The sequence below is a fragment of the Nocardiopsis nanhaiensis genome (assembly GCF_054778635.1).
Genome location: NZ_BAAGZJ010000014.1, coordinates 36,987 through 49,335, shown reverse-complemented (window position 1 = coordinate 49,335; position 12,349 = coordinate 36,987). Strand labels below are relative to the sequence as shown.

Below are 12,349 nucleotides of genomic sequence, written 5' to 3'. Positions count from 1 at the left end.
CAGGGCCGGGAGGGCCGAGCGTGACAGAGGACTTGGACGTCGAGGGCTGCGTCCTGAGGGAGGGAACCCCCGAGGACGCCGTGTGCGGGGTCGTGCCCGGGCGCGTGGCACGGCCGACCGACACCGAGGCGCTGGCCCGCCTCTTGGCGGCCGCCCGTCGGAGCGGGCTCTCCGTGACCGCACGCGGCGGCGGGACCGCTCTGGACTGGGGAGCGCCGCCGCGTTCCCTGGACCTGCTGGTGGACGCCTCCGCGCTGTCCTGGATCGACCACAACGCCGGTGACCTGGTGGTGGAGGCCGGGGCCGGCACCCCGGTGGCCGAGCTCCACGAGGCCTTGGCCGCGGCAGGTCAGCGGCTGTCCCATGACCCCGTCCGGATCGGCTGCTCCGTCGGCGGGGCGGTGGCCACCGGTGTGAGCGGCCCCCGCCGCCTGCTTTCCGGCGCCTTGCGCGACCTGGTGATCGGCATGACCGTGGTGCGCGCGGACGGGGTGGTGGCGCGAAGCGGCGGCCGGGTGGTCAAGAACGTGGCCGGATACGACCTGGCCAAGCTGCACACCGGCGGGTTCGGCACGCTCGGCGTGATCGCTTCGGTCGCCTTCCGCCTGCACCCCGTCCCGAACGCGCTCCGCGTGGTCAGCGCCCCGGTCCGTTCCACCGAGGCGGCGGAGCGCGCTCTGGCCTCGCTGCGGGCGAGCACCGTGGTCCCGGCCGCGGTGGAGCTCGAACGGCCGCAGGGCGGCCCGGACGGCCACGCGAAGCTCACGGTGGTCCTGGAGGGGACGCCCGAAGGCCTGGCCACGCGCGTGGCCGAGACCGAACACGCTTTGGGCGGAGAGGCCGAGGTCGCCCAGGAACTTCCCAAGGACTGGGGTGTGCTGGCCGCGGAGGGCTCCCTGGTACAGGTGTCGGTACCACCCTCCGAATTCCCCTCGGCTGCCCAGGCTCTGGGCGGCTTGGCCGGAGGCGGTTCCGGGGCGGACGCGCACATCACCGGCTCGGTCCCGGCCGGCGCACTGTACGCCGCGTTCCCACCGGGTGCGTCCGCCGAGGCCGTGGCCGCGCTCCTGGACGGGGCCCGTTCGCATCCGCACTGGTCGGCGGCGCTGTTGCGCGCCGAACCGCACGTCCACGCCGCCGGGGTCGACCCGTGGGGCGAAGTACCCGGTCTGGCCCTGATGCGGTCGGTCAAGGACTCCCTCGACCCCGGGCACCGCCTCTCCCCCGGCCGCTTCGCCGGTGGCATCTGAATCGCCGAACACCCCCGCGACGACCCTTGGGAGGGCCCGTGACCGACCTACCGACCGAACCGGCCGGATCCGGCAGCGCGCCCGGCAGTACGCCCGGTAGGACGTCTGGCGATACGCCCAGTAGTACGTCCGGCGAGCGCGAGCGGCTCTTCGGCGACCTGCTCAACGAATGCGTGCACTGCGGTTTCTGCCTGCCCACGTGCCCCACCAACGTGCTGTGGGGTCAGGAGATGGACTCCCCGCGCGGGCGCATCCACCTCATGGGGCAGATGCACGAGGAGGACGTGCTCAGCCAGACCGCCGTCGGACACTTCGACAACTGCCTGGGCTGCCTGGCCTGCGTGTCCTCCTGCCCGTCCGGGGTGGCCTACGACGCCCTCCTCGAGCACACCAGGCACCGGGTCGAGGAGGAACACGAGCGCCCGCGGAGCGAACGTGCGCTGCGCGGGGCGGTGTTCTCCCTGTTCCCCTACCGGAACCGGCTCCGGGCGATGCGCGGACCGCTGCGCGCCTACCAGGCCAGCGGGCTGTCCAAACTGGTCCGCGGGTCGGGACTCCTGGAGCGGATCTCACCGACCCTGGCCACGATGGAGCGCATCGCCCCGCCGCTCTCGGCACCCCCTCCCCCGCTGCCGGAACTCGTGCCCGCCGAGGGAGACAGGCGCGCCCGGGTCGGCATGCTCGTGGGCTGTGTACAGGGCGCGTTCTTCCCCGAGGTCAACACCGCCACCACGCGCGTCCTGGCCCTGGAGGGCTGCGAGGTGGTGATCCCGCGCTCCCAGGGATGCTGCGGCGCGCTCTCCGGGCATTCGGGAAGGCTCTCCGAGGCCGTCCGCCTCGCCAAGGACCTGATCGAGGTGTTCGAGGCCCGCCAGGTGGAGCGGATCGTGGTGAACTCGGCGGGGTGCGGCTCCAGCATGAAGCACTTCGACCGGACCCTGGAGGAGGCGGGCGAGAGCCGGGCCTGGGTGGACCGGGCCCGCGCGGCCTCGGCGAAGGTCGTCGACCTCACCGAGTACCTGGTCGAACTGGGTCCCCGCGCCGAACGCCACCCGATCCAGCTCCGCGTCGCCTACCACGACGCCTGCCACCTAGCGCACGGGCAGGGGATCACTCGACCGCCCCGCCAGCTCCTCGAGCAGATCCCCGGACTCAAGGTCACCGACCTGCCCAACAAGGAGGTCTGCTGCGGTTCGGCTGGCGTGTACAACCTGTTCAAGCCGGAGGCCGCCGGCGAGCTGGGCGACCGCAAGGGCGAGGACGTCGCCTCGACCGGTGCCGGGGTCCTGGTGTCGGGCAACCCGGGGTGCTCGCTGCAGATCGCGTCGGCGATGGAGCGCGCGGGTTCGTCGGTGGCGGTAGCCCACACCGCCCAGCTGTTGGACGCCTCTCTGCGGGGCCTGAGCGCGGAGCAGCTGTTCGGCCGGTCCTAAACTGCCGTGCGCGGCGGTCAGACCAGGATGGTCTCGCCCTCGGCGACGATGACGGCGGGGCCGCGCAGGCGGGCGCCGGAGGCGTCCAGGAAGACCGTGCACTCGCCGCCGAGCACGCGTACCCGCCACGTGGCGCCCTCGCCCTCGGGGGTGGCCGCGGCGGCGGCCGCGACGATGCCGGTGCCGCAGGACCGGGTCTCACCGGAGCCCCGCTCGTACACGCGCATGTCCAGCACGCCGGGGGCCGCCTCGGCATACACCTCGACGTTGGCGCCCTCGGGGAAGGCCTCGGGGTCGAGTTCGGGGAGTCTGGTCAGGTCGACGTCGGCGACCTGCCCCTCGACCTCGCAGGCAAGGTGCGGGTTGCCCACGGAGATCTGTGCGCCGTGCACGACCTGCTGGGCGAGCTTGGCCGACGAGGTGCCCTGCATCTCCACCCGGCCCATGTCTATGGTGATGTCGCCGTCGTCCTCGACCACCACACCCTTGGCGCCATCGCGGGTGCCGACCTCGAACCGGTCTCCCTCGACCAAGCCGGCGTGCCGCAGGTAGTGCGCGAACACCCGCACACCGTTGCCGCACATCTCGGCGATACTGCCGTCGGAGTTGCGGTAGTCCATGAACCACTCGGGGCGTTCGGCCGTGCGGGCCGCGGGGGCAAGGGTCCCATCGAACGCGCGCGTGCGCACCACCCGGAGGACGCCGTCACCGCCGATGCCCGCCCGGCGGTCGCACAGCAGCCGGACGGCCTCCTCCGTGAGCTGGAGCTCCCCTTCGGGGTCGGGGAGGATCACGAAGTCGTTCTCTGTTCCGTGGCCCTTGGCGAATCGCATGCGGACCATCCTAGATGCTCACACTCCAGCTACCGACCGGCCGCACGACCAGCACGATTCCCACCGTCTTCTCACCCGTACCGGGCCCAGCCGGTGCTCCGTCTGGCTACGCTGGGGGGATGATCAAGGTGATCGCGGTCGTGGGCCCGACCGCTGTGGGCAAGTCGGACCTGGCCGCGCATCTCGCGGAGTGGCTGGAGGAACGCACCGGCCGTCGCGGCGAGGTGATCAACGCCGACTCCATGCAGCTCTACGAGGGCATGGACATCGGCACGGCCAAGCTCCCCGAGGCGGAGCGCAGAGGCGTGCCCCACCACTTGCTGGACATCTGGGACGTACACGAACCCGCCGACGTGGCCAGTTACCAGACACTGGCCCGGGAGCGGGTGGAGGACTGCGCCGACCGCGACGTCATCCCCGTCCTGGTGGGCGGGTCCGGGCTGTACGTGCGCGCGGTCCTGGACCACATGGAGTTCCCGGGCACCGACCCCGAGGTGCGTGCCCGGTTGGAGGCCGAGCTCTCCGACCTGGGCCCCGGGCTGCTGCACGCCAGGCTCGCCGAAGCCGACCCCGACGCCGCCCGCACGATCCTGCCCGGGAACGGGCGCCGGATCGTCCGGGCGCTGGAGGTCATCGAACTCACCGGCCAGCCGTTCACCGCCAACCTGCCCGACCACACCTCGTTCTACCCGTGCCTGCAGCTCGGGCTGACCGCACCGCGCCCCGAACTCGACGAGCGCATCGACCTTCGGGTCGAGCACATGTGGGACCGGGGCCTGCTGGAGGAGGTCCGGCGCCTGGACAAGCAGGGGCTGCGCGACGGCCGCACCGCGTCGAAGGCGCTCGGATACGCGCAGGCGCTGGCGCAGCTCGACGGCGAGATCAGCGAGACCGAGGCCAAGGAGCAGACCGCCCAGGCCACCCGCCGGTTCGCCCGCCGCCAGGAGTCCTGGTTCCGCCGCGACCCGCGGGTGCGGTGGCTGCCCTACGACGCGCCCAACCTGTTGGAGCGGGCGATGGCCCACGTCGAGGCTGCCCTGGCGGGCCAGAGCGAGGATCCGGGCGAGGCCCTGGTGGACGTGGCCACCCTGCTGCCGAACTCCCAGCGCTGACGGTTCGGGGCCGGGAAGTTGAGGACCGGACTGTTCAGGACCAGGCAGCCACGAAGTACCCCACGCCGTAGGGCGCCTCGTAGGCGATCAGATCTCCGGTGAACGCGCGGTCACCGGCAGCACCGGCCAGGACCTGCCACGCGGGGCGCCCGGCGACCATGAGATCGCGGGCCGGCGCGGGGTCGAGCCCGGCCAGGCGCGCGGTGTCCGCTTTGGCCAGCGCCTCGGCGACGGCGTCGTCGTACGGGATGGCGCGCCGGTCCACGAACCCCGGTGAGTGTTCGGTACGGCGGGCGCTGCCGTCCCCCATGACCAGCAGCGCGACCCTGTCCCCGTCCCGGGCCAGTTCGGCACCGAGCGCTGCCGCGCGTTCCGGCGGGGCCTCGGACGGGACCTCCAGGTATCCGTCGGGACTCATCCCGGAGCGGTCGGCCAGCCACCGGCCGGTGGTCGCGGCCAGGCCCAGGACACCCGGCTCCGGCCCGACCCGCAGGCCCACCCCGAAGGCGGAGAGGTCTCCCCCGGCCTCGGGCCCGTGCCACCGCTCCTCCGGTCCCCGGCCCACCACGTAGAGTCGGTCGGCCCCGCAAGCGCCGAGCCCGGCGACCGCCCGGTCACAGGCGGCACGCAGGTCCGCCAGCTCCGGCGCGGCCCCCTGGGCGACCTCCGGGTACAGGACGGGCGGGTGGGGACAGACAGCAGCGGCGTTCAACACAGGTGCGAGGCTATACCCGGGCCGCGCTCCCCGCGGCCCCTCCCACCCCTTGCCCGAGGTCCGATCCTCGCCTATATTTGACTGCGTGACCATATTTGAAATTCGGTCACACAGTCAGAAGGGCGCGGCCGAGGAACGGGGGCTGGATATGGTCTTCGCACCACCCGAACCAGAGGAGCCGCCCGTGTCCCCGACCGCCAACCAGTCCCCGACCGAACGCGAGCTTCGGGCCGACCGCATCCTCGACGCTGCGGAGGAGCTCATGGTGGCCTGGGGCCACCGCAAGACCACCATCGAAGACGTCTCCCGCAGAGCGGGTGTGGGCAAGGGCACGGTCTACCTGCACTTCCCCACCAAGGAACGGCTGTTCCTCACCGTGGTGATGCGCGCCCAGCACGGTATGGTCACCCGCCTCGTTCAGCTCATGCGCGAGGACCCGGAAGCCGTGCGGCCCAGCGAGATCGCCCGCAACATCTACCTCCTGCAGTTCGGCGCGCCGATCATCCGGGCGATCTTCACCAACGACACAGAGGCACTGGGCACCCTCTCCCGCACCGTCACCGACCAGGTCGGCGACCTGGCCAAAGCCCGACAGGAGGTCCTGGCCGAATACTGGGGCGTACTGGGTGAGCACGGGGTGCTCAGCACGCAGCTCCCCGCGGAACAGCAGATCTACGCCTACAGCGCCACCGTCACCGGGCACCTCGTCGCCGACTCCCTGCTCGCCCAACAGGGATTTCCCGTACCCGACGTCAATGCCAGGGCCGACCTGACCGCCCGCAGCATCCGCCTGCTCCTGGAGCAGGACGTCGCCGAAACCGCCATGAGATCCGCCCAGGCCGAGGCCGTCGCCCTCTTCGAGGGGCTCCGCCACCGGCTGAACAGCGAGCTCGAGGAACAGAAGCGCGTCAAGCGCACCACGTAGCCCTCCCGAGGAGTCACCATGCCCACCGCAGCCACGTCCACCCCCGGTGACAACCGACTCAACCTGCGCGAACAGGAGTTCGTCGAGGAACCGTTCAGGGTGATCGAACGGATCCGGGAGGCGGGCGGCTCCGCACCGGTACTCTTCGTCGACGGCCAGGAAGCGCGCGTCTTCGTCGACGACGAGGACGCGCGCACCATCCTCAGCGACCGGCGGTTCGTCGTGAACGCGGAGAACGTTCCCGAAGGCACTGAGGGGGCCTCCCGCACCCACGCCCTGGCGACCCTGGGCATCCGTCCCGACCTGGTCACCTACCTGACCGAGTCCGTACTGGACAAGGACGGCTCCGACCACACCCGGCTGCGCAAACTCGTCTCCCGGACCTTCACCGTCCGCCGGGTGGGGGAGCTGCGCCCCAGCGTCGAACGCATTACCGCGGACCTGCTGGCCGAACTCCCCTCGCACGCCGACGCGGACGGCGTGGTCGACCTGATCGAGCACTTCGCCTACCCGCTGCCCATCGCGGTCATCTGCGACCTGGTCGGGGTCCCCGAAGAGGAGCGGGCCCAGTGGCTGGCCTGGAGCCATCAGCTCACCAGGTTCGACCCGTCCCGCCCCACGGAGATGAACGAGACCCTCGGCGAGATGATCGACCACATCGAACGGATGATCGCCGAACGCCGGGAGACCCCGCACGACGACCTCCTGGACGCGCTCATCCGGGAGCGGGACGAGGACGGCGGGCGGCTCAGCGGGGCCGAACTCGTCACCATGGTGTTCAGCCTGGTGATCGCCGGGCACGAGACCACCGCGCACCTGCTGGGCAACGGCACCCGCGCACTCCTCGAGAACCCCGAACAGCTCTCCCTGCTCCGGTCCGACCCGGGGCTGCTGCCCGCCGCCGTCCACGAAATGCTCCGCTACGGCGGCACCGCCGTCATCACCCGGGCCCGCTACGCCACCGAAGACGTCCGACTCAAGTGCGGGGACGTAGCCGCGGGGGAACGCGCCATCGCGCTCGTCGCGGGCGCCAACCGGGACCCGAACGTGCACCCCGATCCGTACCGCTTCGACATCACCCGGCACCAAGGGAAGCCCGGCGAGGCGCACGTCGCGTTCGGCCACGGCATGCACTACTGCCTCGGTGCCGCCCTGGCCCGGCAGGAGGGCGAGGTCGCCGTCCAAGCGCTCTTCGACACCTTCCCCGACCTCGCCCTGGTCCCCGGCCGCCCGCCCCGGCCCGACCTGGTCCCAGGGGCCCTACGGCTGAGCACCCTGCCCCTGCGGCTCACACCCTAAGAGCCCGGACCCGAGGATCCCCGTGTCCCGGGAACAAACCCCTCCTGCCCAGGGGAATCAGGAAGGCCCCCGGTACCGCGCCCGAACTCAGGCAGCGCACCGGGGGCCTCGGAGAGCCTTCCGGGTCAGGCGTCGCAGCAGCCGCCCGCGGGGGCCGGCTCCTCGGCGGGCGCCCCGACCTTGGGCATGCCCAGCAGCACGTCCGGCTTGCTGATCCGGACCGGCTTGCCCTGACGGGCATCCCACGCGTCACCGGCGCGCGTCCGGCGCAGGTTCCGCACACCGGAGTCGGCGACCAGGTGGTGCGGGGCGGCATAGGTCACCTCCACGGTCGCCATGTCGCCCGGCCGGGGCTCCTCGGCATCGCCCACGGCGAAGTGCACGAGGCGGTTGTCGGGGGCACGGCCGGACAGGCGGCGGTGAGCACCGTCCTTCTTGCCCCCGCCCTCGGACACCATCAGCTCGACCTCGCGGCCGACCATCTTCTGGTTCTCCTCCCAGGAGATCTGGTCCTGCAGCGCCACCAACCGCTGGTAGCGCTCCTTGACGGCCTCCGGCGGCACCTGGCCCTCCATGGTGGCGGCCGGGGTCCCAGGACGTTTGGAGTACTGGAAGGTGAACGCCATCGAGAACCGGGACTCGCGGACCACGTGGAGGGTCTCCTCGAAGTCCTCCTCCGTCTCACCGGGGAAACCCACAATGATGTCGGTGGTGATCGCCGCCTGGGGCATCGCCGCGCGCACCTTCTCCACGATGCCCAGGAAACGCTCCTGGCGGTAGGAGCGGCGCATGTCCTTGAGGACCTTGCTGGACCCCGACTGCAGCGGCATGTGCAGCTGCGGCATGACGTTGGGGGTCTCGGCCATGGCCTCGATGACGTCGTCCGTGAAGTCCCGCGGATGCGGAGACGTGAAGCGGACCCGCTCCAGGCCCTCGATCTCGCCGCAGGCGCGCAGCAGCTTGGAGAAGGCCTGCCGGTCGCCGAACTCACTGCCGTAGGCGTTGACGTTCTGGCCCAGCAGCGTCACCTCGGTGACGCCCTCCTCGACCAGGGCCCGGACCTCGGCGAGCACGTCGCCGGGGCGGCGGTCCTTCTCCTTGCCGCGCAGAGCGGGCACGATACAGAAGGTGCAGGTGTTGTTGCACCCCACCGAGATCGACACCCAGGCGGCGTAGGCGGACTCACGGCGGCTGGGCAACGTGGACGGGAAGTGCTCCAACGCCTCGGCGATCTCCACCTGCGCCTCGCGCTGGACACGCGCGCGCTCCAGCAGAGTCGGCAGGGAACCGATGTTGTGCGTTCCGAACACCACGTCGACCCAGGGGGCGCGGCGCACGATCTCGCCGCGGTCCTTCTGGGCCAGGCACCCGCCCACGGCGATCTGCATCCCGGGATGGGCGTCCTTGACCGGACGCAGATGCCCGAGGTTGCCGTAGAGGCGGTTGTCCGCGTTCTCCCGGACCGCACAGGTGTTGAAGACGACGATGTCTGCGGTGCTGTCCTCAGCTGCGCGAGCGTACCCAGCGTCCTCCAGCAGACCGGAGAGGCGCTCGGAGTCGTGGACGTTCATCTGGCAGCCGTAGGTACGCACTTGGTAGGTACGACTCTGGCTCACCGTTTCAGGCTAACCCTTGCGGTGGGCGCCCGGGTACGGGTGGCAGGTCCGGTTCGGTAACGGAGGGGAACGCCCGCGGGGACGGCCCCCGAGAAACATCCCGAGAAACCCGAGAAAGAGGCCGTGCCCCGACCCGGCGGGTCGGGGCACGGCTGGAAGCACGTCCGGATCAGTGCATGTGCGTGACCGGCTTGGGCTCCACCTTCTCCATGTCCTTGGTCGCCCAGCGCTCGTAGAAGATGACCGCCGCGGCCAGGGCGATGCCCAGCACAGTGGTGAAGTAGTTCGAGGAGACCACGAACAGGCCCGACAGGATCAGCGCACCGCGCATGTACCAGGCGATGTAGCGGTCGAGGAAACCCACCAGACCTACCGCCACCAGGCTCGCTCCGACGATGCCGGAGATCAGCGCGATCGTGCCCGTGACGAGGTTCACGTCCTGGAGCAGCAGCTCCGGGGAGAACACGAACATGTACGGCATGACGAACGCGGCGACGCCCACGCGCACGGCGTAGAACGACGTCCGGATCGGATCACCGCCGGAGACGCCCGAGGCCGCGTAACAGGCCAGGCAGACAGGCGGTGTGATATCCGCCAGCACGCCGTAGTAGTACACGAACATGTGCGCCATCAGCATCATCGACAGCGTGCGGGTGTCGAACTCGCCCTCCAGCACCATCACGATCGCCGGAGCGGCGAGGGTCGCGGTGATGACGTAGTTGGCGGTGGTCGGCAGGCCGATACCCAGCACCAGGCAGGCGATCATCGACATGAACAGCACCAGCGCCAGGTCCAGGCGCAGGTCGACCACGGCCTGGGCCCCGAACTCCGGACCGGCACCGGTCCAGGCGAACAGCGGGGAGGTCGCGACCGCGGTGATGGCGTAGGCGATGCCGTCGGTGATGGTGCTGGCCAGTCCCAGAAGGCCCGCGCTGAGTTTGAGCCCGAGGTCCGTAGTCGTGATGACACCGGCGATGATGCCCGCGGAGGCACAGGCGATGATGATCGGCATCGCCAACCGGGCGGCACCGACCAGCCCGTCCATGAAGGAGTGCAGGTTGAGCTGGTCGTTCCTGGTCTCCTTCCACTTCCTGAACATCAGGGCGACGGCCATGGCGGTCAGCGTGATGAGCACCGACACGGCCAGGGCGACCACACCGCGGTCCATGCCCAGATCGAACGTGGTGTTGGCGAACTGGACTGCGGTGGCCACCACCGACGCGCCGGCGGCGGCCACGATGATCGGCAGGGCCAGCCTGACCGCAAGGAAGAGGGCCACGCCAACGGCCCGCGGACGCAGCTTCCCGTCCACCTTCTCCCAGGGGATGCTGAGCAGCTGCACCACGAGGTTGACGCCGACCGTGGCCGCGACCGCGCCCATCGCCGAGAACATCGGCGAGTAGCCGGCCGTGAGCAGGGCGAAGATCGCGATGATGGGGATCAGCAGGTAGCCGCGGGTGAGCATCACCTGGCGCACGTTCGGCAGAAGGTGTTTGGGCAGCCCCCCGACGCCCCAGCGCTTCGCGTCGTAGTGCACGACCACGTACTGCGAGACGAAGAACATGACCGCGGGGATCGCCGCCGCCTGGAGGATCTGCTGGTAGCTGGCGCCGGTGAACTCGATCATGATGAAAGCGCCCGCACCCATGATGGGCGGCAGGATCTGGCCACCTGTGGAGGAGGCCGCCTCCACGCCCCCGGCGTACTCGGAGTTGAACCCCGACCGTTTCATCAGCGGGATGGTGAACACGCCGTTGGAGACCGTGTTGGCCACCGAGCTACCGGTGATGGTTCCCGAGAAGGCGCTGGTGATGATGCTGACCTTGCCTGTACCGCCCACCGCGGAGCCGGTCAAGCCCAGCGCGACGTCGGTGAAGAACTTCTCCATGCCTGTGCGCTGGAGCATCGCGGCGAAGATCATGAACAGGAAGATGAACGTCGCCGAGATACCCAGCGGTGTCCCGAAGACCCCCTCCGTGCCCACGAAGATGTTGGTGATGATCTGGTCGACGCTCGCGCCGCGGTGGCGCAGGAAGCCGGGCATCTCCTGGCCGAAGTAGGCGAAGGCCAGCATGCCCCCGGCCAGGACCACCAGGGCCGGACCGAGCACGCGCGAAGCCGCCACCAGGATCAGCAGGATGCCGATGGTGCCCACCATGACGTAGGTGGGATTGCGGATGCCGACCGTCTCGACGATCTCCTGGTAGTTCATGAACATGTACAGGCCGGCGAACAGGCCCATACCGGCCAGCACGACGTCGAAGGCGGGCATCCCCAAGATGTTCCAGTGGAGATAGCGTGCGCCCTGCACCAACAGGAGGATCACGAAGGCCGGAGCCAGGACGTTCCAGCCCGTGATGTTGGCCGTGGCCATGTACACGAGCGCCAGCACACCGAGGACCGTCATGCCCCAGGTCGTGACGAAGGTCCACAGCACCTTCGGCAGCGCCTCCGGGAAGCACAGCAGCGCCACCGACAGGCCGATCGTGGCCGCCAGCAGCACCACGCCCAGGACCGGCAGGAAGAAGTACCCGCCACCGGCGTCACTGGTGACCAGGTCGAGGCTGGCCAGCGCCGACAGGACGAAGAGGGTGTACCCCGCTGAGCGCTGGGCCGCCGAGGGTTCGGCGACCGGGCCCCGGCGCCGGATCAGGCCGTAGGCCGAACCCAGCGCGATCACGGCCAGCGCACCGAAGGCCCACTGGGGCAGGTACAGGTACATGGCGGGGTTCCCGCCGGAGAACCCGCCCACCGCCATGTACCCGATCAACGTGCCCGTGAAGGCCATGGCCGCGCCGTAGAACGCACCACGGTGCTGGTGGACCTTGCGCGGTTTGGTGGGGAAGAGCAGGAAGGCCAGTGCAAGGCCCATCCCGAGGTGGAAGGAGCGCTGCTGCATCGGGGGCAGGATCTGGGTGAACGCCGTCCACAGGTGGAAGACGGCGAGGGTGAGGGCACCGAAGAAGACCAGCCAGTGCCACAGGGGCCGCAGTTCGGTGCGGTTGCCCTCGACACCGGTGTCCTCGGTGAAGTCGTGGTCTTCGAGAGCCGCTAGATCCTCTTCGATCTTCTTCTCGAGGACGACATCTCGGTCGCCCCCGTTCTGACCGCCGCCCCTGGTGGCGGCACCACCGGGATCCCCGGTGGACTTGTGGTCGGATGTCAT

9 protein-coding genes are annotated in these 12,349 nt (G+C 70.3%); 5 read left to right on the top strand and 4 right to left on the bottom strand.

What is annotated here, in order from left to right:
• Window positions 1-20 precede the first annotated feature (20 nt).
• Both ACYVD1_RS09260 and ACYVD1_RS09255 read left to right on the top strand, forming a co-directional pair.
• Window positions 21-1,250 carry an FAD-binding oxidoreductase gene (locus ACYVD1_RS09260; protein WP_460770317.1) on the top strand — a complete coding sequence of 410 codons (1,230 nt, stop codon included), beginning with the start codon at window positions 21-23 and terminating at the stop codon, window positions 1,248-1,250.
• A gap of 38 nt (window positions 1,251-1,288) precedes the next feature.
• A complete protein-coding gene (locus ACYVD1_RS09255) occupies window positions 1,289-2,683 on the top strand; it encodes a (Fe-S)-binding protein (protein WP_460770314.1) in 1,395 nt (464 codons plus the stop codon).
• 17 nt (window positions 2,684-2,700) lie between these two features.
• Here ACYVD1_RS09255 and dapF read toward each other — a convergent pair whose 3' ends face one another.
• The gene (gene dapF, locus ACYVD1_RS09250; protein ID WP_460770312.1) at window positions 2,701-3,525 is read right to left on the bottom strand and encodes a diaminopimelate epimerase; all 825 of its coding nucleotides are present in this window, start codon (window positions 3,523-3,525) and stop codon (window positions 2,701-2,703) included.
• A 110-nt stretch (window positions 3,526-3,635) separates the two neighbouring features.
• Between dapF and miaA the strand changes: the two genes are divergently transcribed.
• Window positions 3,636-4,628 carry a tRNA (adenosine(37)-N6)-dimethylallyltransferase MiaA gene (gene miaA / locus ACYVD1_RS09245; protein WP_460770310.1) on the top strand — a complete coding sequence of 331 codons (993 nt, stop codon included), beginning with the start codon at window positions 3,636-3,638 and terminating at the stop codon, window positions 4,626-4,628.
• 34 nt (window positions 4,629-4,662) lie between these two features.
• On the opposite strand, the gene ACYVD1_RS09240 is transcribed toward miaA, so the two are convergent.
• Window positions 4,663-5,343: a class III extradiol dioxygenase subunit B-like domain-containing protein gene (locus tag ACYVD1_RS09240; protein ID WP_460770308.1), complete on the bottom strand. Its 681-nt coding sequence runs from the start codon at window positions 5,341-5,343 to the stop codon at window positions 4,663-4,665.
• Window positions 5,344-5,527: 184 nt separating this feature from the next.
• Between ACYVD1_RS09240 and ACYVD1_RS09235 the strand changes: the two genes are divergently transcribed.
• Complete coding sequence (locus ACYVD1_RS09235; RefSeq protein WP_460770306.1) at window positions 5,528-6,268, top strand: TetR/AcrR family transcriptional regulator; 741 nt, start codon at window positions 5,528-5,530, stop codon at window positions 6,266-6,268.
• Window positions 6,269-6,286: 18 nt separating this feature from the next.
• Window positions 6,287-7,567: a cytochrome P450 family protein gene (locus ACYVD1_RS09230; RefSeq protein WP_460770304.1), complete on the top strand. Its 1,281-nt coding sequence runs from the start codon at window positions 6,287-6,289 to the stop codon at window positions 7,565-7,567.
• A 125-nt stretch (window positions 7,568-7,692) separates the two neighbouring features.
• Here ACYVD1_RS09230 and miaB read toward each other — a convergent pair whose 3' ends face one another.
• Both miaB and ACYVD1_RS09220 read right to left on the bottom strand, forming a co-directional pair.
• Complete coding sequence (miaB, locus tag ACYVD1_RS09225; protein WP_460770443.1) at window positions 7,693-9,159, bottom strand: tRNA (N6-isopentenyl adenosine(37)-C2)-methylthiotransferase MiaB; 1,467 nt, start codon at window positions 9,157-9,159, stop codon at window positions 7,693-7,695.
• A gap of 193 nt (window positions 9,160-9,352) precedes the next feature.
• Window positions 9,353-12,349, bottom strand: a complete 2,997-nt coding sequence (locus ACYVD1_RS09220) for a TRAP transporter permease (protein ID WP_460770301.1) — start codon at window positions 12,347-12,349, stop codon at window positions 9,353-9,355.